The sequence below is a fragment of the Candidatus Contubernalis alkalaceticus genome, from assembly GCF_022558445.1.
Classification (GTDB): Bacteria; Bacillota; Dethiobacteria; order SKNC01; family SKNC01; genus Contubernalis; species Contubernalis alkaliaceticus.
In genome coordinates, this window is the sequence record NZ_CP054699.1 from 2,289,106 (window position 1) to 2,314,799 (window position 25,694).

Consider the following 25,694-nt stretch of genomic DNA (forward strand, 5'->3'; position numbering starts at 1 on the left):
CCTTCCCTTTGGATTTCATTTCTTACGTTAACATTTCCTCCCAAAGCCTAATTCTCTCCTCTGCATCCTGAAGATCAATTTTTTCCAGAGCGTATCCCGCATGTATCAAAACATATTCATTCACTTGTAAATCAGGAATTAGGGTAATTCCCACCCAACTGGGTACCCCGAAGGAATCTACCAGAGCAGTTCGGTTTTCATCATCAATCATCATCACTTTGGCCGTAACCGCAAGACACATGATTTTCCACCTCCAAGTACGTAATTACCACCCCTCCAGTACTATTTGCCTTAACAGTTATTCGCCAAAAGGACTGCTTTTTCCTTTTATATATCTCTAATCCATGCAAAACCCTCACCTATTCAATTCTTCATATACATATACAAATACATATACATATACGTATACATATACAGCGGGAACAATTTAAAACTTCCTCTTTGAATTTTAAAGAAAATACCATTAAAAACTATATATTAACTATATTATTTACTTATATTTTTATTTATCGTTATTGAAAAATTTATATTTTTATTATAAGCTAGTAAAGAATCTCTGTCTCAATATAATATAAATAATTGTATGTTTCAAACAAATATTTTAAAATTCTCTCTCAGAAAGGACTCAATACTTATGAATTACATCTATGAAATAACTTTGATTGGTTTCCTGGCCGGCATTATAGGGACCGGTTCAGGAGGATTAATTTCCCTGATTCTTAAAAAGCCTAAAAATGAACTACTAAGCTTTTTTTTAGGTTTTGCCGGCGGCATTATGCTGGCCATCGTTTTCTCGGACCTCCTCCCGGAAGCCGTGGAATTTGGAGGCATCATCCCGGCTGTGCTGGGTCTGGTAATTGGGACGCTGCTGATTTTGATGTTGGATCTGTATCTTCCTCACACTCATTTTTTCCAAGGAACTGATGAATATGCCTGTTATGTCAGGACTGGTGCTATGCTGGGACTGGGTATTGCTATGCACAACCTGCCTGAAGGAATGGCCATTGGAGCCGGATATATGGCTTCTCCATCACTGGGCTTAGGCCTGGCCATAACAATTGCCATTCACAATATTCCTGAAGGTATGGCCATGGCTGCCCCTATGTGTGCCGGAGGGGTCAGCATCAAAAAGATTTTATTTTATACAGGAATGGCAGGACTACCTATGGGTGTTGGCGCTTTCATAGGAGCATCCATCAGCAACATTTCACCTATCGTGTTATCAGTAGCATTGGGTTTTGCCGGAGGGGCCATGCTCTACATTGTTTTTGATGAACTTATTCCCGACGCGCAAAAATTGGCCAAAGGTCATTCAGGAACCTTTGGAGCCGTATTTGGCGCCATCTTTGGCACAGTAATACTTTACTTTTTACATTAGCCCATATGTTTTCAGGGTCGATTATTAAAATTATTTAAATTCTAAGAAATTTATAATTAAAAGATAAAAAACCGGATCAATAGAAAATATCTCTTGTCCGGTTTTTTTATCTTCTAAGCCCTATTTTATCTCTTTTTTTTAGGGTATAAGACTCCCATTTCTAAGCGCTAGCGTAGGTGGGGCTTAGAATCGAATTACAGGAATTACAGGGGGAATTACAGATTACAGAGAATTACAGGGACAGCATACCGAATTACAAGGTTGGCATACTGCTGCTCAATAATTAAGTAAGCTGTCCCCAGAATTTCAGAATTTCCTTGACAACTTGACAATCCAATTGTTCAATTTACATTGACATTAATACATTGATAAAATATAATGAATACGAGAAATACCCCTTAGGGGTATGGGGTATAGGGTAAGATTTATAAGTAAATTGATTAATTTAAAACAGGAGGTAGATTACTATGACCAAGACTATTTCACTCAAGCACAAAGTTTTATGGGGAATCCTTGCCGGTATTGCTGCAGGGATGATTATGGGAGCTGTAGGTTATACTCTGCATGCCCTGGGAATTATGACTGTTTCAGGTATGAAGTTAAACGCCAGCATGATATTACCCTCAGAATTAATGGATACTAACTGGGTCATTCCCGCTGGGATGCTGGTTCACATGTTTTTTTCAACTTTTTTTGCCCTGATATTCGTTTTCCTGGCAGAATTACTTAAGTACAAAAACTATACTGTTTTAGGGTTTATGTACGGAGTAATTATATTTGTGGTTAATGCAGGGATAATGGCCCCCCTGATGGCCCTTCACGCTCCATTTTGGAATATGCCCATAAAAGGAATGCTTTCTACCTTATCTGTCCGTCTGATTTATGGTGGTTTTTTAGGGTACTATTCCGGTCGCTGGGTCTTTTCTGACAAAAAAGAAAAGAAGAGTGCTGCTGTTTAAAAGTTCTCCCCTTGAAAATAGTCAAAGCAGTGAATGAAAAATTTCCCTCAAATCAAAGGAAATTTTTATTCACTGCTTTGACTGGCGGTATAAGGAAGGGAAAAAGAAAAAGTGCTGCCCCTCTGGGTATTGTTCTTTACCCAAATATAACCTCCATGAGCCTCAATAAAACTCCTGGCTATAGCCAGGCCCAGCCCACTACCCCCGTCTTTTTTGGGATATTCTTTTCTGGAGCGATAAAAACGCTCAAAAATGTAGGGCAAATCCTCTGAATTTATTCCAGGACCGCTGTCGGATACATTAATAACAACATGGGCCCCTTTTATTTCTGCCCCTAAAACAATTTTACCCCCCTTGGGCGTATAGCGAAGAGCATTTCCTAAAAGATTAATCAATACCTGCATAATCTTATCCCTGTCAATTTTCAAGATAAGGTGTTCCTGGAAAACATTTTTTTCAAATTTAATTCTTTTTAAAAATATTTCATACTGAAAAGTCTGAAATACTTTATTAAATAGATCCTCTACGTCTGTCTTCAAAAGATTTAAGTTCAGCTTTCCTGCCTCCGCCAAGCTAATATCTTGAAGGTCATTAACCAACATCGAAATTCTAATTATTTCATCATGAAGGGAAGAAATAACCTGAGGATCCGGCTCAATTACCCCCGCCTGAAGCGACTCCAGGTTCCCCCGTAATATTGACAACGGGGTTCTCAGCTCATGGGCTACATCAGCTGTCATATTTCTTTTTAACTCTTCACTTTTTTCCACACTGTCAGCCATGAAATTAAACGCTTCCCCCAACTTACCGATCTCATCCTGAGAATCTACAATCACCCTGGTTTTGTAATTACCCCGGGCAAACTCCTTTACCCCGGCGTTAAGCCTGTAGAGAGGTGAAACAATTTTTCGTGTAAAGAACAAGCTTATAACTGCCGCCAAGCCTACTGCAATTACTCCCCCCCCAAGAATAGCACCAGTTACCGAGCGGGAGAATTCCTCCTCCAGGGACAGAGTTCCCTGGGGCGCGGCAGGATTTAAAAACAGAGTGCCAACCCTTATGCCTGCTACTTGTATGGGAAAACCACCCGCCAGGGCAGTTTTGGATAACATTCTGTTATCTGATACAGGATCCCGGGTATCCAGTATTACCCTTCCCCCGTCATCGGCCAACATTATCTGGTCACCGGGGAGCAGCCTTCCCCCCCTTCCCCTTCTATGCCCGGGTTCTTCAAAGATATCTTCTATCCCTTCCCAGCCACCTTTTTGAATATAATGAACTGTAAAAATATCCGCCCACTGTTCTAACCTGACAGTACGGTACTGAACCACAAAATCTTTGAAAATAAAATTAGTTGAGATATTGGCTATAATTATTATTATCATGGCTGTTATAATTACTGTTGTAACAAAAGCAAAAGTAATCTTTGGATGAAGCCTCATGTTTTTAAACATTTTTATTAATTGCACCTGTTCCTTTTTTCAAATAAATTTCTTAGTTTACCAAAACAATGTCAGAAGAACGTCCCCTTGACAATTCTTGATAATTTTTACGTATTTAACTCGGCAGCATTAAATTTATAGCCAAGCCCATATACTGTCATAATATACTCAGGATCAGCAGCATTTTTCTCAATTTTGTGTCTTAAATTGCTAATATGAGTATCTATAGACCTTTCATATCCCCCGTATGATTCTCCCAGGGCAGCATTTAATATCTGCAGACGGCTGTAAACCCTCCCGGGGTTTTGTGATAATAAAGCCAAAATTTTAAATTCTGTAGCCGTCAAAGGAATATCCTTACCTTTCACCTTTACCTGATAACGATCAAAATTTATAAGTAAGCCGCCCCTGACAATGGATTCTTCCTTTTCTAAACTTCCAAAATCGCTTCTGCGCAGGGCTGCCCTGATTCTTGCTGTTAATTCTGCCAGACTAAAAGGTTTGGTAATGTAATCGTCAGCTCCTATTTCCAAACCTAATATTTTATCTGTCTCCTGAGCCTTCGCCGTAAGCATGATTATAGGGACGTTACTCGTCTTTCTTATCTCCCGACAGAGGTCTAGACCATTCATTTCCGGCAGCATTAAATCCAACAATACTAAATCCGGCTCAGTATTCTTTAATAATTCCCTGGCCTTGTCTCCACTGTCAGCCGTCAAAACTTCAAACCTTTCCTGCTCCAGATATTTTTTTACCAATATAAGTATTTTCTGTTCATCCTCAATAAACAGTATTTTTTTGAGGGACATCAAAATCACCCCTGGCTTTTTATTATTCAGCTATGCGGAGCCTAGCCTGCTAAATTTTAATCACATTCTATCAAAAATATCTTATCATGTCTATTTTTACTAAAGAATCCTCCCCTTATTTATCTCTTTTTTTAGGGTATAACACCACCGCCTCTAAGCATTAGCGTAGGTAAGGCTTTTAATCAGGTGGAGTAGAGTCTCCACCTGATTCCCCGATGTTTTTAGCTTACTGAAACGAGTTTCACTTATAAATTAACCCGGGCCAAATAAGCCCGGGTTAATTTATAATTTTCTATTTATTTACATTTAGAAATTTCCTCGTTTCTGTAGAGGCCTGCTGCCATCTGCAGCTCTCTGCCGAAACATATGAACCCGGTTTAATCTTTCGGTAATCCTTTGTTCCACCTGAGCCAGGCATTGATTTATTTTTTCTTCTGATATCATGCCCTGTTCAAACCTTTCGGAAATATGAGCATTTTGGTCCTCAACTACAGATTTTGTTAAATCTTCACTGCTGATACCTTTTTCTTCGGCTACTTCAACAATGGTCTTTCCATCCCTTAACTGTTCCCTCAGTTCTTCCACTTTCATCTGTAGAATATCGCTGACCCTAACCATCCAGTTACCTGCTTTCTTCCCCTGCCAACTGCTCTGAACCTCCGAGGAAACTGACTCATTGGCATAAATGGGACCGACGGCCAGTGACATTGCCAGAGCCACTACGACCATTAAAATGATTGTTTTTTTCATTACTTACCTCCTTTCCTAAATGACTTGGACTCTAGTATACCCAATAGTTCTCCAGAACCTTTTAAGCAAATGTCAAGATTTTATCAAGAAATATCAAAAGGGCTGAGGGGTTTTAAATCCCACAGCCCTTTTGATGTAATTATAGGTTTCCTAAAAAATTAACCTTGACCTTCTGGTTTGGCATCTACGTTGCTTTTTACAAACAAAAAATACGCATTATAAAGTGCGACTACAATACCCAGCACAACGTTGTTACTCAACAGTGTACCAGGGGTTAGGATATTAGTAAAGTTTACGATTGCCAACCACGCACCAACTACAATGTGGATTAAATGAAATGTAGTCATAAGTGTCATAACCTCCTTTTTACGTATATACTGTCCCTGATACACTTATTTTATACATTTTTTTATCTCTTTTTTAGAGTATAAGTCCCCCACCTCTAAGCGTTAGCGTAGGTGGGTCTTATAATCAGTTGGAGTAGAGTCTCCACCTGATTCCTCGATGTTTCAGCTTTCTGAAACCAGTGCACTTTATAACTTTTGAAAAATATGTCCCCGAACTTTTTTGCCTCTCAAGACATAGGTTATTAACGCTCCGGATAAAGAAATAAAGGAAGCCAAAAAAAATGGAAGGCTAAAATTGGCAGTCAAATCTAACAGTAATCCTGAAACCCAGGGCGCTAAGGACTGTCCCACTCCTAAACCTAAAGTAATAAAACCCAAAGCGGCTGGTGCCTGTCTGGGGCCCATAGTATCTCCACAAATCGCAGCCATAATCCCGGGAATGCTCCAGGCAGTTAACCCAAACAAAACACTGGAGAACAAAAATCCGGCCATACTCTGAGATCCCCCCATTATTCCAAAAGAGACTGATTGAAAAAGAAAAACCATAGCCAATGTCTTTTCACGACCTAAAAAATCAGAAATGGAACCCCATAAAAAACCGCTAAAAATACTAATGATTCCCACAATGGCCCAAAGGTTCCCTGCCGCTACCTCCTCCAGGCCTCTTCCATCTACCAGGTATGCAATAAAAAACGTGGAATAAACAATATATGAAAAACCAAATAGCGAATAGGTCCCGGCCAACAACCATAAAAATTTATGAGTACAAACCTGTTTAAAACTAAATAAAACTGCAGTTTCTTTAACAGTAGAAGGTTTATCAAAAACAGTTTCCTTTTGATTCTCTATTATTGAATCTCCCAAAGGAAGCATATTCATTTCCCTGGGGTGGTTTCGTAAAAAAATGTATGCCGCTGCAGCAATTAAAACAACGATACTTCCCAGAACAAACCAACTATAGCGCCAACCCATCCCCTGATAACCCGTTAATAACTTGGGGACCAAATAACCAGTACTCAGAAGGCCCAAGCCGGATCCTCCCACCATAAGCCCTGTGGCCATTCCCCTTCGATTTCCTGAAAACCAGGAACTGGCCAGACCCATGATAGGAATATTGCTGCCCCCACTTCCAATTCCCGTAATCACCCTAAAAATAAGTGCGGATAAAAAAGTATTTGAGAGTCCCGTAAAAAACATAGCTGCTCCTGTTAACAGAAGCGCAAAAAATACAACCAGCCTTGGCCCATATTTAACCGCCAATATCCCTCCGGCAAGAGCAAATAACAAATAACCAATAAAATTCCCTGAAGCTAAAAGCCCCATTTGAGTGTAGCTGAGATCTAGCCCTTCCTTCATAGAAGGTAAAATTGCCGTATACCCAAAACGGCCATAGCCTAAAGAAGCCATCACCGTAAGAACACTCATAACAAGTATTACATAGGCGTAATGAAAGGAAAAATGTATTTTACCTTTTTGATTGCCAGAGGCTTTTACCATAGAATTAATCTCCTGATTCCAATGAACCAAACATTGTCTTTATTTTAATCAGTCTCATCATATCTGTATTACTGAGGATCCCCAGTAAACTGTCCCCCTTAACAACCAATGCCCTTCCTGCACCCTCAGAAGCCATTTTCATCATAGCATCCACTGCTTCTTCATCAGGGTCAACTGCCAAACAGTGCTCCAGGGGCACCATCACCTCACCTACCACTGTTTTGACCCACTGAGACACAGGAATATCTTTTACCCTGTTCATGGTAATTAGACCTTTGAGGGTAGAGTCCTCCAAAACCGGAAAGGCTCCAAATTTATACTTATAAAATTCTTCGATTAATTTTTCAATGCTTATACTTGTATCTACCACCTGAACCTGGTCACTCATGACATCTTTGACCTTAATTCCCGAGAGGGTTTCTTTTAATGCCACCTGGCTGTAACTGGACTGTCCCGCCTGATACAGCAGCCATCCTAAAAAAATATACCAAAGGCCCCATACAGAACCGGAAAAAAACAGCATTACAAAACCAATGCCCATAGCAAAAAAAGCAAAGTAGCTGCCTGCTGCCACGGCAATCCTGGTGGCACTTAAAAGACTGCCCTTACGCATCCATAAAAGAGCCCTTAATATCCTACCGCCATCCAGGGGAAAGGCAGGAATAAGATTCAAAATGCCCACCAATAGATTCATTCTGGCTAAAAACCAAACAAATTCACTGCAGGGAATACCTCTGGGAAAAACCAAAAACAATACTCCAAACCCTACTGATAAACCAATACTGGATAGTGGTCCTACCACAGAAATTTTTAATTCTGCTTGAGGCAGCTCAGGCTCTTTCTTCATTTGAGCTACCCCTCCAAAAATAAATAAAGTAATTTTATTGATAGGAATACCCTCATTTATAGCCATTAAAGAATGAGCCAATTCATGAATCAAAACGGAAATAAAAACGATTATGGTTGTGCTTATCCCCAATATCCAATAAACTGTATCCTGGATTTCGGGAAGTGCCTGTGGATAGTAATGGCGAGAAAGGGTGAAGCTGAAAAGAAAAAATACTAAAAACCAGCTGATATCCAGCTCCACATCTATGCCAAAAATTTTAAATATCTTAACCGTATTGCGAAACAAACTATCATCTCCTTATATTTTATCTTCTAATCAAACTATGCCTGATATAATAATAGTCAAACACAATAAAAATATTTACTATTATGCATGATAAGCTCCAAAAGTTAAGTTCTAACTTAAGAACCATATTTTAAAAACAATTCTCTCTTTTTTATAAACTTCCTGCTGTCCCTTAAGAAAAAAAATAAGCACCCCTCTCTAAGCAAAAAGGTGCTTACCTTAGATTATTAATTATTTTTTTTTAAAGTAGTGAAATAATTGAAAAAAATTAATGCTGCCAGTTTACTAATCTCAACAGATTGTAATAATTCTCATGCAAATCCTCCAGTTCCCTGCTTTTTTCCAAGACTTCATTATCTATACAGTCTTTTTCTACTACCATTTCCTGCAGTTCATCTCTAACCCTTGATATTTCACCCAAAACTTCTTCAATATTAACCATCTGATCACCCCTTAAGCAGTCTGCCCATATATACTTTTTTTATTACCTGGTTTTTAAGGTAATCTAAGGGAGACAAAGGCTTTTCCCTTAAATGATAAATTAAAAAACCCCCTTCACTTTTTGCGAAGAGGACAAATCTAATAACTTCTGTTTTAATATACTCGTTTCAAATTGTTAAAAAAACCTTAAACCCAATTAAAGTCTGTTCTTATTAAGTGGTGCCGGAGACCGGAATTGAACCGGTACGGGCGTTAAAGCCCGAGGGATTTTAAGTCCCTTGCGTCTGCCATTTCCGCCACTCCGGCAGATTTGGAGGCGACACCCGGATTTGAACCGGGGAATAAAGGATTTGCAGTCCTCTGCCTTACCACTTGGCTATGTCGCCAAAAAAAATGGAGCGGAAGACGGGAATTGAACCCGCGACCCTCGCCTTGGCAAGGCGATGCTCTACCGCTGAGCTACTTCCGCATGGTGGCGAGACCCAGAATTGAACTGGGGACACGCGGATTTTCAGTCCGCTGCTCTACCAACTGAGCTATCTCGCCTGGCGGAGCTGACGGGGATTGAACCCGCGATCTCCGGCTTGACAGGCCGGCATGTTAACCGCTACACCACAGCTCCTACTACTATTATATTATGGTGGGCGATGACGGGCTTGAACCGCCGACATCCTGCTTGTAAGGCAGGCGCTCTCCCAACTGAGCTAATCACCCGGCACTTAACAAGTATACACAAATAATTTTTAAAAGTCAATAGCCTTTAATTTCTTTTTAAATTAAGTTAAATATCTAAATATCTTTTTCTGTTTCAAGGGTGGTATAGTAGAACAGGCTCTGCAGTTCAATAGTGAGATCAATATTGTGTACATGAACATGCTCTGGCACGTTCAATTTGGTAGGCGCAAAATTAAGTATCGCCACGATTCCTAATTTCACCAGTTTGTTCACCACCAGTTGAGCCTGTGGCGAAGGAATGGTCAGTATAGCCACCCTGACATTATACTCTTTAATCACTTCCGGCATAAAGTCAATATGCTTAATGGTCAAACCTTCCACCTGGCAGCCAATAACCTCATCTGATATATCAAACATCCCTACCACTGAAATATAAGGATTTTTGGTAAGATTATATCGGCCAAATGCTTTACCCAGATGCCCGGAACCAATTACTACAGTATTATTTTCTTTATCTAAAGCAATAATTTTTAATAATTTATCCCTCAAATAGACAGTGTTATATCCAGTTCCCCGGGTTCCAAAAGCACCAAAATAAGCAAGGTCTTTTCTAATCTGTTCCGCTGTAAACCCGGTTCTAAAACTTAAAGTCCTTGAAGAAATAATATCCACATCTTTTTTTATTAAATTATCTAATATTCTTAAATAGATAGGAAGACGTCTAATAATTGAAAAAGGCGCATTGCGTCGCGGCATTTCATCAAGGCCTCCTTACTCCTTGAAGATAGCTGAAAATTTACTAGTAAAATCTCTTAAGTATATATCTTGCAACAAATTCCAACGTCTGTTTGGTAGGACTATCCGGAAATATTGTCAGCTCTCGGACGGCCTGATCTATATACTTTTCAGCAAGACGAAAAGTGCTCTCATAAGCATTAGTAATTTTGATTTCTTGGATAATTGCATCTATAAGTTTGTAGTCAATCTGTCTGTTCATGATTTTGTCCTTAAAAAATTCCCTCTCGGGGCATTTTTTAAGCATATAAATGACAGGCAGCGTAATTGTACCGTACCGTAAATCATTGCCAACCGGTTTTCCTGTTTTATCAGCTTCCCCTAAGAAATCTAAAAGGTCATCAGTAATCTGAAAGGCCATACCTAGATTATGACCATAGTTGGCCATAGCTTCTATTTCCTGCTCACTGGCTCCTGTCACAACCCCTCCACTGCGGCAGCTGGCAGAAATAAATAGAGCGGTTTTTTTCTTAACCCTGTCCAAATAAACCTGCTCGGTAAGATTAGCCTCAAAAATTTCGTTCTGCTGCTGTATTTCCCCCTCAGACATCTTCTCCACCACGTTAGACATAATGTCAATCAGGGATAATGACCTGAAACCGGTTAATATAGCAAAAGCTTTGGCAAACAAATAATCTCCCATCAAAACAGACACCTGGTTACCCCATCTTGAATTAACTGAAGGAAGCCCCCGGCGAAAATCAGAATTATCAACTACATCATCGTGAACTAAAGTGGCAGAATGAATTAATTCAATAGCTACAGCCACAGGGATACAGCTTTCCAAATCCGTTCGTTTTAATTTCGCACATAAAAAGAATAATGCTGGCCTTAGTCTTTTACCAGCAGAACTTAATAAATGCGAAGAAATCTCTGCAACTAATCTGTCTTCAGAGTTTAAAGACTTTCCCAGCTCTATTTCAAATTTATGAAGTTCTCTTTCTATTCCGGCAAATACTTGATTTACCCTCATCCAATCACCACCCTGGTCAATAGACGTATAGCTAATTTAACTGCTCATAAAGAAAGGTTTATGGAGAGTGCCAAAACCCGGATCATTGGACTAGAGCTTAAATCAACAAATAATAAACATTCATGACAGCCCTATCCAGAAATAATAGATTATCTGTATAGAGTAACAATATTTCTTCAATCTTTTGCAACTACTCAGGCCAAAAGGCAATTAATTATTGATGAGACCCGTGATACAAAGGGACGGGTCTCATTAATTTCTCTCTGGCCCGTAGTTCCGCTCAAATAACGCTCTAATCGTTCCCTGAGCCATTTATTTCTATATCTTTATAGTTTCTTTAATTTAGGCTAATTTTTTCTCTTTTAAGAAAGCATCATTTTTAACAAAATGCTTGTTGATACCAAGTTCTTTTGGACTGAAACCAAAACTTAAACCAACCAACTCCGAAATTTCGAACACAGGCATATTATACTTAACCTTGTATTCCTTTTCAGTGGCCGCCTGACGTAATTCCAGGTTAAGCTGACACATGGGACAGGCGGTTACCAGACAATCCGCCCCACTGGCCACGGCCATTGAGAAAATATCATTGCTCAGTTTTAATATTACTTCGGTCTTAGAAATAGCCAGCCCACCGCCACAGCACTCTGTTTTATAAGGCCATACAATGGGTTCTGCACCCAGTGCTTCCACAATCCTATCTAATGACTGAGGGTTTTCAGGATTGTCATATTTTGTCAATGCAGGAGGCTTCACTAAAAGACAGCCATAGTAACAGGCTACTTTCAACCCGGAAAGCTTTTTTTGTATCTGGGCAGAAATCTTATCGATGCCAACCATATCATGCAAAAACTGTACCATGTTAACAGCGGTATTAGTTCCCTTATAATCACGACCTATGCTTTCATTTACCTTTTTCCTCATGTCCTCATCATTGTTTACTGCCTCTACAGCAGCCAGCATCCTGTTGTAACAGGCAGCACAGGGTGCCAGAACATCTAAGCCCTCTTCTTCTGCGATGGCCAGGTTACGGGCATTAAGGCCTATGGGTAAAAAAAGGTCTGACTGGTGAGCAGGTGATGCTCCGCAGCAGTTCCAGTTGGGTATTTCCCAAAGTTCAATTCCCAGCTTTTTAGCAATTAACTTATTGGAAAAATGATACTCTTTACCTGTTGATTCCAGAGAACAACCGGGATAATATGCTATCTTCATTATTTCGCTCCTTTCATTTCCCGCATTTTCTTAAAGATATTGGCTACTTCTTTTCTACCTTTAATCAGGTGGGGGAAAGGACTAATTTTCCCTAGCATAAACATTCCAGGGGCCACGTCCATACCGGCCATAAAATGACCTGAACGTGTATTGTAAAGCATTGTTAAACCTGCTTCATAAAGCCTGCCGGTATACTGCACTGTTTTCAGGAAAGAATCGTTAAATATATCTACATCCTTTTCAGCACAGGGGTAACCTTTTTCCTTGGAAAGAATCCTTAATGTGTCATGAAGGTGGGGAATATTTAAGTTCCGCGGACAGCGAGCAACACAGTTGCCGCATCCGATACACAGCCAAATCATGTGAGACTTAAAAACTTCATCAATGAGTCCAGTCTGCAGCATTTTAACCACCTGACGAGGGGTAAAATCACTTACATAAGAGACTGGACAACCAGCTGCACAGGTCCCGCATTGATAGCATTTTTTAACATCTACATGGCTTTTATGTTCTATCTCTGAAAGCAAAGATTCAGATTCCTTCAATGCCGTGTTCATAACTACCTGTTCCATATAATTCCTCCTTTTGATAATTATTAAAAAATAAATTTTTTAAGTTTACTCACCCCTCCACAGGTATGTACATTAAAAAATAATAACCAAAAAATAAAACCATTGAAGAGGATATAGCACTTTCGTTCCCCAATATTTTGTTAATAAATATAGTTTCGACATATTTTTAAGTTTCCCTTTTTAATAAGTGAATTTTTTATTTAATTTTAATATTTTGCTAAAAAATCTCTACCCACACCAATTGAACATGCCATATTTTGGGTCTTTTCGTAAACCTCCCGGGATTTAATCTCACGCTCGGCCACTCCAGTCTCCACTGCAGCGGCAGCTACAGCGGCAGCAACGTTAGGAGCTACCCTGGGATCAAATACTTCCGGCACGATAATTCCAGCACTTAACTCCTGGTCAGTAACTAAATTTGCGATAGCTTTTGCTGCTCTGACCTTCATCTCATTGTTAATATCTTTTGCCCGGACTTCCATGGCCCCCCTCAAAACCCCTGGGAAAACCAGTACATTATTGATTTGATTTGTAAAATCTGACCGGCCGGTGGCCACTACCCCACATCCAGCGGCCAGAGCCTCCTGGGGCATTATTTCCGGAATGGGGTTGGCCAGAGCAAAAATTATGGGCTTGGGAGCCATTAGCTGTACCATTTCACCGGTTAACACTCCTGGTGCCGAAACCCCAATAAAAACATCAGAATTTTTTAAAGCAGCTTTCAACGTCCTTTGTTCCTCATTAATATTTTTATGCTCCCCTAGTGGAAAAGTCAACCCGGCTAATTCTTCTTTATATGGATTCATATCCCGGGAACGTCCAGGGTAAATTATACCTGCAGAATCACAAATAGTTATTCTTTTCACTCCCAAGTACAATAACAGCTTAGTTATTGCGGTTCCTGCAGCCCCGGCCCCATTTATTACTACCTTGAGAGATTCCATGTCCCTTCCAGTCATTTTTACAGCATTGTACAGCCCCGCAGTTACCACCACAGCTGTTCCATGCTGATCATCATGGAATACAGGAACATCTGTTTCCTGCTTTAATCGTTCTTCAATATAAAAACATCTTGGAGCAGAAATATCTTCCAAGTTAATGCCACCAAAAGTAGGAATAAGAAGTTTTACAGTTTCTACAATTATATCGGCATCCTGAGTATTCAAACAGATGGGAAACGCATCCAGTCCTCCAAAAAACTTAAATAAAACGGCCTTCCCCTCCATTACGGGAAGAGCCGCTTCCGGGCCTATATTCCCCAAACCTAAAACGGCTGAACCATCCGTCACCACAGCGACCATATTGCCCTTTGTGGTGTACTCATAAACCATTTCCCTTTCCCGATATATTTCTTTGCAGGGTTCCGCTACCCCAGGCGTATAGGCCAGACTTAAGTCTGCTTTATCCTTGATGCTGACTTTACTGATCACCTCTATCTTACCCTGATGCTTACTATGAAAATTTAAAGAATCCCTTACAAAATTTTTTTCTGATGTCAATATATTACTACCTCCCTGTGTTCAACACCTTATGCATTCTTTTTGTTCATATCTTTGACAAAAAAACATCAAATCCTGCCGTCTAAAAGATTATTATCATTTTTATAGTTATGTATATGACCTGGCTTTAATTACCGCACCTTTAGTTAAGATTACCTTAAAACTTCTCTACCACTACCAGGAAAGGGGACTTTTTTAAATTCAAATACTTGCAAAGAAAAACCCGAAAGTTTTTCTTATCCAGCTTCTTCAAATAGCTTTCTAACCCATCCCATTCCTCCTGCCCTCCGGGGTGACCTGTGTATACAACCACAGTTAAAACCCCCCCTGAAAACAGCAGGCTAAGGGCCGCCTTAACTCCCTGCAGTGTTGTATCTGAACGGGTAATGATGCTTTGATCTGACCCTGGAAGATAACCCAGATTAAACATCACTGCAGATACACAAGTCTTAATATAATTCTGCATGTTCTCATGTCCATCCTGTACTAAATGAACCCGGGACAACAACCCCTCCTGCAACAAATATTCTTTAGTAGCGGTTATGGCCTTCTCCTGAATATCAAAGGCAATCACTCTTCCTTCTTCCCCTACTAATTTTGCCAAAAAGACAGAATCCTGACCATTTCCTGCCGTCGCATCAATAACCATATCCCCCGCCTTGACAAACCGGCCCACAATCAGGTGGGCAAAATCCAGGGTCTTTAAAAACTGCACAACTGCACACCCCTTAGCAATCATTTTAATTATTTCCTTTAATTCCTGCACCTGTATCTATTATACATTCTAAAAACCCATAATTAAAATTTTTAAAAACAAAACCCTGCTTTCACAGGGTTTTTAAGATTTTTCCTTTTTACTCACATAAAGATTGCCTTGGCTGTCAATAGTGGCTAACAAAACCTCCTTGAAATCATTCACATTGTTCTTTTTTAATTCATCCTTCAACCATTGGGAATCTAATTTTACTTTTTTTAAGTTATCAGTATTTACATTACCATCAATAATTAAAGGATGTGATAACCCCTCGTAGCTGGGGCGGAGGTTTAAATCTTTAGGGATCACCGGCCTACTCTGAGATTTCAACACTACACTTATTTTTCCTGAAGTTTCTAAAATAGCAAATTCTACATCAGAAATATTAAATACATCTTTTTCTCTTAACTGTCTTAGCAGATCATTAATATTATATCTTAATTTCCTCAGTTCACCTTCTAATATATTACCATTTTCTATAAGGACAGACGGCACTCCATTAATTACCGATCTAGCTATTTTACTTTTTAAACTCACCCCAGCCAACATTACCTCTAAAATAGCCAGAGTCAATATGGGAAGAATCCCTACATATATGGGAATCTCAATCTTATCCATAGGAATTGCCGCCAGCTCTGCAATCATTATAGCTACTACCAGATCAAAAGAAGAAAGCTGACCCACTTCCCTTTTACCCAACAAGCGGATTACAATTAGTACCGTCACATAAAAAACGACTGTTCGCATAACAACTTGAAAAGCCATGCTTTTTACCTCTATTGTTTTTTTCCTACAAGATTTTTCTTAAAATAACTACTTTGAACCTATAAAAATTAGATTCTTTACTATTTTTAGAATAAAGAGGAAAATTTATTCTAAAAATCTTTTTTAAAAAAGTCATTGGAGACTTCTCCAATGTTTGATATAATTTTAATTAATATTTTATTACTTAAAAGGGGTTAATTATATTGAGGCGTTTTATTACAGTATTGATCATATCTTGTTTATTAGTTTTAATTATACCTACGGCAGATTATTTTCTATCTGAGGGAAACCTGTTTGGTCTATGGACGGGGATGTTCGGTGTTTTTGTAGGGGGTACTCTAACAATTGTCGGTCTTATATTTATCATTTTTGCCAGTCCATTTTTCTTTTTCAAAAAACATTTGGCCAAAAATATCTCTTTGAACGGACTTTCTATTATTGGGATAGGAGTTCTTACAGCGATTTCCACACTTATATTTTGGTTAATTCTAGGACAACCGATGCTTAAATTATAGGAATTAATAAATCAAAAAACTTAGTTTAGTTAACTGTCTTTTTTTAGGGTATAAGACCCCCACTCTGAGCGTTAGCGTAGGTGGGGGTCTTAATCAGATTGAGTAGAGTCTTCACCTGATTCCCGATGTTTTGAGTTTGCTGAAACGAGTTCACTATGTCTGCATTTTATGACTGTCAAGTTTACCGGTAGAGATAGAGACCTCGCCAGCCCCCATCAAAGCATATCTGGTGGCCAAAGGGCCAATTATTTCATAGAAGGTTACTGCAGCCAACTCTATCGCTGTTACCAAAGCTGCCAGTTCAGTACCGGGAAATCTGGATTGAACAAAAAGAATCAATCCTATGCTGACTCCTGCTTTGGGAAGCATAGCAAAGCCCATATATTTCCTAACTACAGCATCAGCACCAGATATTAGTGCTCCGTAATAACAGCCAGATATTTTTCCCAATGCTCGGGTTATAATATATATTAATGCCGGAAACCAGTTAGCTAACAACAGGTCTAAGTGCAAACTGGCGCCCGCTAATGTAAAAAAGATTACAAATATAGGCAAATCAATATCATCTAAGACATTAATTACAACAGGATTTTTTAAATATAAATTTGCCACAACGGCTCCGCTGACCATGTTGACCAGCAAAGAGGAGAGATCCAAATATGTAGAAATACCACTATTAATTAACACAAAAGCCAATAATATCACGATAGTCTCATGTTTATCTTGAATATACTTTAAAACAAAAGAGAGAATCAATCCTGTAAAAAACCCCAACCCTAAAGAACCTGCCAGCTCCCAGGCAGGATGCGCCAAATCTGCTATTTCAAAAGTGGCTCCCATCTCCATTAACCCTTTAGCAAAAGCTAAAGCAAAACCTACCAATATGATACAGAGCGCATCATCTAAGGCGATCACTCCCAAAAGAGTGGTAGAAAATTTTCCCTTAGATTTATACTCCTTCATTACTGCCAATGTAGCTGCCGGTGCTGTAGCTGTGGCCATGGCGGCCATAATTAATGCAACACTCAAATCTTTTCCCATAAGCAAAAACATGCCCAAAAAAACAATCAGTAAAGTGGTAAATATTTGCGCAAAAGTAATCACCACAATGCTTTTACCAATTTTTTTTAATACACGCAAGTTAAGTTCTCCACCAATGATCATAGCAATCATGCTCAGTCCCAAAACTTTTAAAGCCTCAAGTTCCATGTTTAAGTCATAGGGAATAATGTTGAAAACAGATGGGCTTAACAGGATACCTGTTAAGCAGTAACCGGCTACTGCCGGTAATTTTGCCTTCTTTGCCAGCTGTCCTCCTGCATAACCCAGAATTAATAATACTCCTACCCCTAAAATCTGATCCGTAATAGCCATTATTTTTCCTCCGTATAAGTTATGTAATCTAGTAATATGCTGTATTTAATCATACCCAACCCTTTTACTGTTGTCAAACTAGATATTTAAAAATAGTAAAAGCTCCTGGCTTTTTTTGCCGGAGCTTTTGTAAACAAAATTATTAATTTCCTAATGTATGAGCTCATCAATTTTTTCCTGGTCAAAACCTACAATTACTTCATTATTGATGACCATGGTGGGGACAGCCATCCTCCCTGACTTATCCATCATTTCCTGGCGGGCATTTTCATCTTCTGAAACATCATATTCTACATAGGACACTCCTTTTTTTGAAAGAAATTCTTTCACCGTATCACAAAAAGGACAGGTTGGAGTGGTATATACAATCACTTTTTCATTCATTTGATTCCCTCCATATATTTTTTTCATAGATGGCCAGTACCATTAACTTTAAGTTATGGATTTTCAAAAATATTATACCTTTTTAAATTCCCTGGAACCCATTTCCCGTTATCTGTTATATGAATACAGCAGATTTGTTATAAACTCGTTTCAGCAAGCTTTAACATCGGGGAATCAGGTGGAGCCTCAACTCCACCTGATTCTAAGCCCCTCCTACGCTAACGCTTAAGAGGTGGGAGTCTATACCCTAAAAAAAAGAGATAAAAAAAAAGGAAATAACCATATATTGCAGAAAATATCATAGAATATATAGACCTGGGGGTGGGGAGAAACATGGCAATGATTACTATATCCCGAGAATTCGGAAGCCGGGGAGAAGAAATTGCCTGGCTTACTGCTGAAAAATTAAATTTCCTCCGGGTGAACAAAAAAATGATTGAAGAAGGCCTTCTAAATCAGCTGTCCCAAGAAAATAAGTTGGTAATCCTGGAAAGTGGCGGTCACCTTCTCTTTAAGAACCATTCCCCAGCGCTTCATGTAAGAATTATATGTCCACGAGAAAAGAGAATCCTTCGGGTTAAAGAAACGTATTCATTAAGCGATAAAGCTGCAGCTGCACTGATCAGACAAAAGGACAGAGACATACAAAAATATATAGAAGAAATTTTCAATGAAGACTGGTCGAACTTAGATCTTTATGATTTAATTATAAATACGGATAAAATAACTATTGAAAGCGCTTCTGAAATCATAGCAAATTCATTTTTAATAAAAGAGAAATGTAAAAATACAACTACTCCTTACCAAAAAGAAGATTCAGGAACAAAAATTGAACTCTCCTCAAAAGCAAAAAAGGAAATTAAATTTATGCATCCCAGTGAAAAAGAATTCGCTAAAATGCTGGACTTCTACCGTATAAAATGGGAGTATGAGCCCAAGACATTTCCCCTGGGATGGGACAGCGAAGGAAATATTACCGAAGCCTTTTCCCCAGATTTTTACCTACCGGATTACGACCTTTACGTAGAAATTACCACCCAAAGGCAAAAGCTAGTTTGGAAAAAAAATAAAAAAGTACGACGGCTAAAAGAATTTTATCCAGAGATTAATATTAAAATTATCTATAATAAGGATTTTAAAAGTCTTTTGAGAAAATTTGGTTTAGAAAGCGGTTAACCTAAGAAAAAGAAGAAAAAGATAAATAAGGAGCAATCATGAACAACAAACTAAAAGAAATAATCTCTCCAGAGGAAATCTGCTCCCGGGTGAAAAAAATGGGAGAAACAATATCAAGTGATTACCTTGGAAAAGAACTGATATTGATCAGCGTGCTTAGGGGAAGCGTATATTTCGCTGTGGACTTGAGCCGCTCTCTCAGCATCCCCTTTTCAATAGACTTTATCAGTATCTCCCGTTACGGAGGCAATACAGAGCCTGCCGGTGTAGTACGTATTACTAAAAACCTGGACGTAAATATTGGAAATAAGGATGTCCTGATAGTTGAAGACATTGTTGATACTGGACTCAGCCTCAGTTATCTACTTCAAAACTTAAAAACCCGGAATCCCAAAACTTTGAAAGTATGTACCTTTTTAAATGTAGAGTCCCGAAGAATTGTTAATGTACCTGTGGATTACAAAGGCTTTGACCTGCCGGATATCTATGTGGTTGGTTATGGACTGGATCATGATGAACAATACAGAGGGTTACCATTTGTTGCGGAATTTGTTAAAACCTAAAACAAAACAAAAAAAAACAAATTAATACCAGATTCCAACAGGCCTTCCAACTCCCCGCTCCGACCCTAATGACTTTGCCTTTCAATGAATGACTTCCACCCCTTCAATTAGAATCGGGCTTCACTCAATCTCCAGGCAGTTCACCGAGCCTGATTTTTGACCCTCATGCCTTTCGCTGAATGACCTCCACCCCTTCAATTAGAATTGGGCTTCACTCGATCTCCAGACAATTCAATGGGCCCCTCCGCGGCTGCCGATGTTTCCCGGCTTCGTCCCCAACACCGAAATATTGAAGATTAACCTTTCCACTCCGGACCTACGATGGTCACGACTCTTTTGGACGCTCCAGGAACGATTCCAACTTACGCCTTCATCAATCCCCTAACATTTTCCATCGGAGCCACATTCGGTTCGTTTTCTTGTCTCTCGGAATCTGGTAATATAATTATGCCATGACTCGATTAATTTGTCAATACAATTATCAGAATTTTTAAAATATTTTTATTAAGTATTTTAGTTCACTATTATTTAAGGCCGGTATGAAGACCAACTTCTGTACTCCTCTCTTTTCTCTTTTTAGGTTTCGGACCGTAATACTGATAATAGTGGACTTTGATATTTCCGTTGTATAGTTTTCTCCTTTTGGTGGCCCTTTCACCCAAAAGACTTTCAAAATCCGGATGAGAGCTTAAAATATAATAAGACCAAGTATCAAATTCTTTTAAAAACTTTCCCAGCTCCCGATACATACTCTCTACCTCTTTTAATTGACCCAGACGTTCTCCATAGGGGGGGTTGCATATAAATTTACCATATTTTTTCCTGGAACGAAATTCATTAAAAGACATTTTTTGAAAGTGGATCCCTTGATCTACTCCGGCTTCAAAGGCATTCTTGCGGGCTAACCCTAAAACCTTCTCATTAATGTCTGTACCTATTATTTCTAACGGCTGGTCAAATTTTGCCAGGTCATGAGTCTCCTTTCTAGCCGTTCTCCACACCTGACGGGGTATGTTGGGCCAGCTTTCTGAAACGAACTCCCGGTTCATGCCGGGTGCCACATTTTGCCCAATTAGAGCCGCTTCAATAGGAATAGTCCCGGAACCACAAAAAGGATCTACCAGAATCATGTCGGCCCTCCAATGGGACAGTTTAATCAAGGCTGCTGCCAGGGTCTCCTTTAACGGGGCAAAACTGGAAAGTTCCCGATATCCTCTTTTGTGAAGTCCTGCACCGGTGGTATCCAGAGTTAAAACAGCAGTATCTTTTAAAAGAGCCACTTCTATCTTGTAAAGAGGGCCTTTTTCTTCGAACCACTGACTTCTATATTTTTTTTTCATACTTTCTACTACAGCCTTTTTAACGATAGCCTGACAGTCCGACACACTGAACAAACCGGACTTCACCGACTTACCCTCTACTGGAAATTCTGCATCCCCGGGAATCAGTTCCGGCCAAGGAAGAGCTTTAGTCTGCTCAAAAAGCTCTTCAAAGGTCACCGCTTTAAACTCTCCTACTTTTAGGCGAACCCGGTCTGCCACCCGCAGCCATAAATTAGCCCGGCACAGCGCCTCCCAGTCACCTAAAAAGGTGACTTTACCGTTTTCTACCTTAATATCCTTATAACCTAAGTCTTTTACCTCTTCAGCCACAACGGCCTCTAAACCAAAGGTAGAGGTTGCAATCAGTTCCAGGTAAGACATTGTAGTTACACTCCTGACAGTCTTATATATTTTGTATTTCCAAAAAAATAAGCAATTAAAAATTTAATGATCCAATTTGCCTTTGGATGGATTTACCAGTTTCTTATACAGTTCCACATACTCTGCGGCAGATTTTTCCCAGCTGTAATCTACTTTGGTAGCATTTGTTATAATCTTTGTCCAAACTTTCTTTTGGTGATAAAAATAAACTGCCCTCCTTATAGTATGAAGCATGTCATGGGCATTTATGTTAGAAAAGCTAAAACCATTACCTTCCCCGGTATATTCATTATAAGATTGTATTGTATCTTTTAACCCCCCGGTTTCCCTGACTATCGGTATAGATCCATAGCGTAAAGCGATTAACTGTCCAATACCACAGGGCTCAAAAATAGAAGGCATAAGAAACAAATCAGACCCGGCATATATCTTACGAGCTAAGGAATCAGCAAACATAATATTTACAGACATTTTATCTGAAAACAGACGGGACTTCTCCAGTAATTTTTTTTCATAACCATATTCCCCGGTTCCTAGCACTACCAGTTGAACATCCATATCCAATATTTCATCTAGAACTCCAATAATAAGGTCCAAACCCTTTTGCTCCACTAATCGGGATACTAAAGCAATCATCGGTATGTCGGCATTTTGAGGAAGGTTTAATAATTCCTGGAGCTTTAACTTGTTTTTTTGTTTTTTTTGAAGTGACCTGCGGAAAGGGAAAAAAACTTCAGGGTCAGTCAAGGGATCATAGACTTCATAATCTATTCCATTAATAATACCGTATAGATCCTGGCTCCTTTTTTTAAGTATGCCCTCCATTTTTACTCCATAGAATGGACTTTTTATCTCCTGGGCATAAGTTCTGCTTACAGTGGTTAAACAGTCGGAAAATACCAGACCGGCTTTTAAAAAATTTACTTGACCAAAAAATTCTACTCCCTCTGGAGTAAAAAATTCATCTCCTAAATCCAACAGCTCATATAATACCTTTTTCGGGTAAATCCCCTGATAGTTTAAATTATGTATGGTGCAGACAGTACGAATATTTTTATAAAAAGGATTATCGATAAAATGGGTTTTTAAAAAAAGACTGATTAACCCCGCATGCCAATCATGACAGTGAATAATATCTGGAGATAAACCCAAGTAAGGAAGGCTCTCCAAAACACCTCTACAAAAAAAGGAAAACCGTTCTGCCTCATCCCAGTACCCATACAACCCTTCCCTGCCAAAATAATATTCGTTATCTATAAAATAAAAAGTTACCCCCTCATGGGTTGTCTCTTCTATTCCGCAATACTGGCTCTTCCATCCTACAGGAACACTAATCATTCTCTTAAATATAATATCCTCTTTCAAGTGGGATGGAATATTTCTGTATTTGGGCATAATTACCCTGACATCAAAACCCTGTTTTATTAATTCTTTGGGGAGAGACCCTACCACATCAGCCAGACCACCTGTTTTTGCAAAGGGTACCGCCTCCGCGGCAACATGCAAAATTTTCATTACCGGTTACCTCCCTATATCCCTGCCATCTTCCATAACTTTAGGGTACAATTTTTTTACCAATTAGCAGCGGCTGACTTTTCTCACCGATTAGTTCTTTTCCTTCCGAAACATACACTTCTTTATCCAATATGGCGTTTTCAATTACAGCATTTTTCCCCACTTCGTTTCTCTGCATCACGATACTGTTTTTGATATAAGCCCCCTGGCGAACCTTTACCCCCCGAGATAATATACTATTTTCTATCCTGCCTTCAATCAAGCAGCCGTTGGCAACCAAGCAGTTCACTGCACTGGCCTGATCCATATATTTAGCCGGGGGTTCGTCTTTGACCTTTGTATAAATTAAACCAGGCCTATAAAATAACTCCTGCCAAACATCCTTCTTAAGCAGATCCATATTGTGTTTAAAAAAATTATTAACAGAATTGACGATGGCCAAATAACCCGAATAATGAAAAGCAAATATATTCAATCGATTTATATTTCGAATCAACCCATCTCTGATCAGGTTAGAATACTCCATTTTATTGCTCTCTTCAATAATATCGATAAACAGTGTTTTTTTCATGATAAACATTTCTATAAAAACTTTTTTAGATTTCAACCTGCCGGTTTTATCTTCTATATCCGTCACCCTGCCATATTCATCCACTTCAATTCTTCTGCACTGGGCAAACTCTTCTTCTTCATTTTTAATCTCTTTATAAAAAACAGTTATATCGGCTTTGGTCTCTTGATGAACAGCAAAAGCCTGGTTAAAATTAATATTACAGACAATATTGCTCCCAGCAATAATTACATATTCCTGCTTGCTCCGGTGAAAATAGTCAATATGACTATAAAAATTCTGCATATCACCCCGATAATAGCCAAAAGGATAGTTAATGGGAGGCGGCAGGATGAACAGCCCATCCCTCTTCCGGTTTAAATCCCACTCTTTACCAAACCCTAGATGGTCCATTAAAGAACGATATTTGTTTAAAGTGAAAACTCCTACATTATAAATACCGGAATTCACCATGCTGGAGAGCACAAAATCAATCAGGCGGTATCTGCCGCCAAAAGGAACGGAAGCAATACACCTGAGTGAAGTAAGTTCTTTTAATAGTTCATCTCTTCTGCTGACATTGATTATTCCCATTACATTCTTCATGCCAGGCTCTGCTCCTCTCCGTTCTCCTGTAAATCCCGCAAACTGACCAAAGTACTTTTTACCACAGAATTAACAGGTATGGTGATATCCCCTTTAAGAAGTATAATCTCAGGATTTTTAGCGTCCGGGACGATTCTACAATTATCCTTTATAGTAGTGCCTTCTCCTATGATGGCCTTCTCTATTTTAACATTATTACCTATTTTAACGTTGGACATAATCACGGAATCTTTTATATCCGAACCTTCACCCACATACACCCCCGTAAATAAAACAGACTGATGGACCGTCCCAAAAACCATACCGCCTTCGTTGACCATAGAACGGTGAACATGGGCATTGGGTCCCAAAAAGTGAGGTGGCCGGTTAGGGTTCACAGAATAAATTCTCCAATCCCGATCATACAAATCCAACTCTGGATTCTCGGAAAGCAAATCCATATTGGCTTCCCAAAGGCTTTCTATGGTCCCAACGTCCTTCCAATAACCATTGAAAGGATAGGCAACCATGGAACAGTTTTCCCGCAGCATCAGAGGAATTATGTCCTTTCCAAAATCATTGCTGGACTTTGAATTATCATCATCCTTATGCAGATACTTTTTTAAGACCGGCCAGCTAAATATATAAACCCCCATGGAAGCCATGTTATTTTTGGGTTTATCCGGTTTTTCCTCAAACTCTAAAATACTGCCGTCTTCTGCAGTATTCATAATGCCAAAGCGGCCGGCATCTTCCCAAGGAACTTCAATTACAGCTATGGTGGCATCCGCCTTTTTTTCCTGATGATACTCAAGCATTAAGGAATAATCCATTTTGTAGATATGATCTCCGGAAATCACCAGCACATACTCCGGATTATATCTCTCAATAAAATATATATTTTGGAAAATTGCATTGGCTGTTCCTTTGTACCACTTACCCTTTTCCCCCTTTAATACATAAGGGGGTAGAATGCTGACCCCTCCATTCTTACGGTCAAAATCCCAAGGAATACCGATGCCGATATGAGCATTGAGTATTAACGGCTGGTACTGGGTTAGTACTCCTACAGAGTAAATACCGGAGTTGGTACAGTTGCTGAGGGTGAAATCAATAATACGATATTTCCCGCCAAAGGGTACTGCGGGTTTAGCCATATCCCTGGTCAATATTCCCAATCTCTTTCCTGCGCCCCCTGCCAAAAGCATGGCAATACACTTTTTTTGCATGTAGTCCTCACCCTCTCTGTTTTAAGTAAACCTCTTTGGTTCTAATTAAATTCCTATGATTTTTTTGTCTAGACTTTCATACTGCAAAGGGGGAACC

At 39.3% G+C, this 25,694-nt stretch carries 26 protein-coding genes and 6 tRNA genes; 5 read left to right on the forward strand and 27 right to left on the reverse strand.

Going from position 1 to position 25,694, the window contains the following annotated elements:
* Positions 1 to 22: 22 nt before the first annotated feature.
* Positions 23 to 241: a HypC/HybG/HupF family hydrogenase formation chaperone gene (locus tag HUE98_RS11495; RefSeq protein ID WP_241420784.1), complete on the reverse strand. Its 219-nt coding sequence runs from the start codon at positions 239 to 241 to the stop codon at positions 23 to 25.
* A 393-nt stretch (positions 242 to 634) separates the two neighbouring features.
* Here HUE98_RS11495 and HUE98_RS11500 point away from each other — a divergent pair, with 393 nt between their 5' ends.
* Together HUE98_RS11500 and HUE98_RS11505 are read left to right on the forward strand one after the other, a co-directional pair.
* Positions 635 to 1,378, forward strand: a complete 744-nt coding sequence (locus tag HUE98_RS11500) for a ZIP family metal transporter (protein ID WP_241420785.1) — start codon at positions 635 to 637, stop codon at positions 1,376 to 1,378.
* 467 nt (positions 1,379 to 1,845) lie between these two features.
* Positions 1,846 to 2,337, forward strand: coding sequence for a DUF1440 domain-containing protein (locus tag HUE98_RS11505; protein ID WP_241420786.1), 492 nt, complete (start codon positions 1,846 to 1,848; stop codon positions 2,335 to 2,337).
* A gap of 65 nt (positions 2,338 to 2,402) precedes the next feature.
* On the opposite strand, the gene HUE98_RS11510 is transcribed toward HUE98_RS11505, so the two are convergent.
* The 20 genes from HUE98_RS11510 to HUE98_RS11605 all read right to left on the reverse strand — a co-directional run bounded on the left by HUE98_RS11510 (position 2,403) and on the right by HUE98_RS11605 (position 16,003).
* Positions 2,403 to 3,791 carry a sensor histidine kinase gene (locus tag HUE98_RS11510; protein ID WP_241420787.1) on the reverse strand — a complete coding sequence of 463 codons (1,389 nt, stop codon included), beginning with the start codon at positions 3,789 to 3,791 and terminating at the stop codon, positions 2,403 to 2,405.
* A gap of 95 nt (positions 3,792 to 3,886) precedes the next feature.
* Complete coding sequence (locus HUE98_RS11515; RefSeq protein ID WP_241420788.1) at positions 3,887 to 4,588, reverse strand: response regulator transcription factor; 702 nt, start codon at positions 4,586 to 4,588, stop codon at positions 3,887 to 3,889.
* A 306-nt stretch (positions 4,589 to 4,894) separates the two neighbouring features.
* Positions 4,895 to 5,338: a hypothetical protein gene (locus HUE98_RS11520; protein WP_241420789.1), complete on the reverse strand. Its 444-nt coding sequence runs from the start codon at positions 5,336 to 5,338 to the stop codon at positions 4,895 to 4,897.
* A gap of 158 nt (positions 5,339 to 5,496) precedes the next feature.
* On the reverse strand, positions 5,497 to 5,685 hold the full coding sequence (locus HUE98_RS11525) for a hypothetical protein (protein ID WP_241420790.1): 189 nt from the start codon (positions 5,683 to 5,685) through the stop codon (positions 5,497 to 5,499).
* A gap of 186 nt (positions 5,686 to 5,871) precedes the next feature.
* Positions 5,872 to 7,182, reverse strand: coding sequence for an MFS transporter (locus HUE98_RS11530; protein ID WP_241420791.1), 1,311 nt, complete (start codon positions 7,180 to 7,182; stop codon positions 5,872 to 5,874).
* Positions 7,183 to 7,186: 4 nt separating this feature from the next.
* Positions 7,187 to 8,317 (reverse strand): site-2 protease family protein, encoded by a 1,131-nt coding sequence (locus HUE98_RS11535; RefSeq protein ID WP_241420792.1) that lies wholly within the window; start codon positions 8,315 to 8,317, stop codon positions 7,187 to 7,189.
* A gap of 268 nt (positions 8,318 to 8,585) precedes the next feature.
* A complete protein-coding gene (locus HUE98_RS11540) occupies positions 8,586 to 8,759 on the reverse strand; it encodes a Spo0E family sporulation regulatory protein-aspartic acid phosphatase (protein WP_241420793.1) in 174 nt (57 codons plus the stop codon).
* A 216-nt stretch (positions 8,760 to 8,975) separates the two neighbouring features.
* Positions 8,976 to 9,064: transfer RNA gene (locus tag HUE98_RS11545), tRNA-Leu, on the reverse strand.
* Positions 9,065 to 9,069: 5 nt separating this feature from the next.
* Positions 9,070 to 9,144: transfer RNA gene (locus HUE98_RS11550), tRNA-Cys, on the reverse strand.
* Positions 9,145 to 9,152: 8 nt separating this feature from the next.
* A tRNA-Gly gene (locus HUE98_RS11555) sits at positions 9,153 to 9,227 on the reverse strand.
* Between the two features lies 1 nt (position 9,228).
* A tRNA-Phe gene (locus HUE98_RS11560) sits at positions 9,229 to 9,304 on the reverse strand.
* Positions 9,305 to 9,380 (reverse strand) — tRNA-Asp (locus HUE98_RS11565).
* Between the two features lie 16 nt (positions 9,381 to 9,396).
* Positions 9,397 to 9,472: transfer RNA gene (locus tag HUE98_RS11570), tRNA-Val, on the reverse strand.
* Positions 9,473 to 9,547: 75 nt separating this feature from the next.
* Positions 9,548 to 10,189 carry a redox-sensing transcriptional repressor Rex gene (locus tag HUE98_RS11575; protein ID WP_241420794.1) on the reverse strand — a complete coding sequence of 214 codons (642 nt, stop codon included), beginning with the start codon at positions 10,187 to 10,189 and terminating at the stop codon, positions 9,548 to 9,550.
* Positions 10,190 to 10,232: 43 nt separating this feature from the next.
* Positions 10,233 to 11,201 (reverse strand): polyprenyl synthetase family protein, encoded by a 969-nt coding sequence (locus tag HUE98_RS11580; protein ID WP_241420795.1) that lies wholly within the window; start codon positions 11,199 to 11,201, stop codon positions 10,233 to 10,235.
* Between the two features lie 342 nt (positions 11,202 to 11,543).
* Positions 11,544 to 12,413: a CoB--CoM heterodisulfide reductase iron-sulfur subunit B family protein gene (locus tag HUE98_RS11585; RefSeq protein WP_241420796.1), complete on the reverse strand. Its 870-nt coding sequence runs from the start codon at positions 12,411 to 12,413 to the stop codon at positions 11,544 to 11,546.
* Positions 12,413 to 12,985 (reverse strand): 4Fe-4S dicluster domain-containing protein, encoded by a 573-nt coding sequence (locus HUE98_RS11590; protein ID WP_241420797.1) that lies wholly within the window; start codon positions 12,983 to 12,985, stop codon positions 12,413 to 12,415. The genes HUE98_RS11585 and HUE98_RS11590 overlap by 1 nt, the downstream gene beginning before the upstream one ends.
* A 206-nt stretch (positions 12,986 to 13,191) precedes the next feature.
* Positions 13,192 to 14,484: an NAD(P)-dependent malic enzyme gene (locus HUE98_RS11595; RefSeq protein WP_241420798.1), complete on the reverse strand. Its 1,293-nt coding sequence runs from the start codon at positions 14,482 to 14,484 to the stop codon at positions 13,192 to 13,194.
* Positions 14,485 to 14,641: 157 nt separating this feature from the next.
* Positions 14,642 to 15,199: a class I SAM-dependent methyltransferase gene (locus HUE98_RS11600; RefSeq protein ID WP_241420799.1), complete on the reverse strand. Its 558-nt coding sequence runs from the start codon at positions 15,197 to 15,199 to the stop codon at positions 14,642 to 14,644.
* Between the two features lie 123 nt (positions 15,200 to 15,322).
* Positions 15,323 to 16,003 (reverse strand): YetF domain-containing protein, encoded by a 681-nt coding sequence (locus HUE98_RS11605; protein ID WP_241420800.1) that lies wholly within the window; start codon positions 16,001 to 16,003, stop codon positions 15,323 to 15,325.
* 203 nt (positions 16,004 to 16,206) lie between these two features.
* Between HUE98_RS11605 and HUE98_RS11610 the strand changes: the two genes are divergently transcribed.
* On the forward strand, positions 16,207 to 16,518 hold the full coding sequence (locus HUE98_RS11610) for a hypothetical protein (protein WP_241420801.1): 312 nt from the start codon (positions 16,207 to 16,209) through the stop codon (positions 16,516 to 16,518).
* 153 nt (positions 16,519 to 16,671) lie between these two features.
* Here the strand turns inward: HUE98_RS11610 and HUE98_RS11615 are convergent, their stop codons facing one another.
* Positions 16,672 to 17,892, reverse strand: a complete 1,221-nt coding sequence (locus HUE98_RS11615; RefSeq protein ID WP_241420802.1) for a cation:proton antiporter — start codon at positions 17,890 to 17,892, stop codon at positions 16,672 to 16,674.
* 150 nt (positions 17,893 to 18,042) lie between these two features.
* Positions 18,043 to 18,276: a glutaredoxin family protein gene (locus HUE98_RS11620; protein ID WP_241420803.1), complete on the reverse strand. Its 234-nt coding sequence runs from the start codon at positions 18,274 to 18,276 to the stop codon at positions 18,043 to 18,045.
* A gap of 333 nt (positions 18,277 to 18,609) precedes the next feature.
* On the opposite strand from HUE98_RS11620, the gene HUE98_RS11625 reads away from it, so the two are divergent.
* Positions 18,610 to 19,452 (forward strand): cytidylate kinase family protein, encoded by an 843-nt coding sequence (locus HUE98_RS11625; RefSeq protein ID WP_241420804.1) that lies wholly within the window; start codon positions 18,610 to 18,612, stop codon positions 19,450 to 19,452.
* 38 nt (positions 19,453 to 19,490) lie between these two features.
* Positions 19,491 to 20,015 (forward strand): hypoxanthine phosphoribosyltransferase, encoded by a 525-nt coding sequence (hpt, locus tag HUE98_RS11630; RefSeq protein ID WP_241420805.1) that lies wholly within the window; start codon positions 19,491 to 19,493, stop codon positions 20,013 to 20,015.
* Positions 20,016 to 20,539: 524 nt separating this feature from the next.
* On the opposite strand, the gene HUE98_RS11635 is transcribed toward hpt, so the two are convergent.
* From HUE98_RS11635 to HUE98_RS11650, 4 genes are all read right to left on the reverse strand, one after another.
* Positions 20,540 to 21,718, reverse strand: coding sequence for a THUMP domain-containing class I SAM-dependent RNA methyltransferase (locus tag HUE98_RS11635; RefSeq protein WP_241420806.1), 1,179 nt, complete (start codon positions 21,716 to 21,718; stop codon positions 20,540 to 20,542).
* A gap of 63 nt (positions 21,719 to 21,781) precedes the next feature.
* Positions 21,782 to 23,233, reverse strand: a complete 1,452-nt coding sequence (gene glgA, locus HUE98_RS11640; protein WP_241420807.1) for a glycogen synthase GlgA — start codon at positions 23,231 to 23,233, stop codon at positions 21,782 to 21,784.
* Positions 23,234 to 23,273: 40 nt separating this feature from the next.
* Positions 23,274 to 24,389, reverse strand: coding sequence for a glucose-1-phosphate adenylyltransferase subunit GlgD (glgD, locus tag HUE98_RS11645; protein WP_241420808.1), 1,116 nt, complete (start codon positions 24,387 to 24,389; stop codon positions 23,274 to 23,276).
* Positions 24,386 to 25,597 (reverse strand): glucose-1-phosphate adenylyltransferase, encoded by a 1,212-nt coding sequence (locus tag HUE98_RS11650; protein ID WP_241420809.1) that lies wholly within the window; start codon positions 25,595 to 25,597, stop codon positions 24,386 to 24,388. The genes glgD and HUE98_RS11650 overlap by 4 nt, the downstream gene beginning before the upstream one ends.
* Positions 25,598 to 25,694 lie beyond the last annotated feature (97 nt).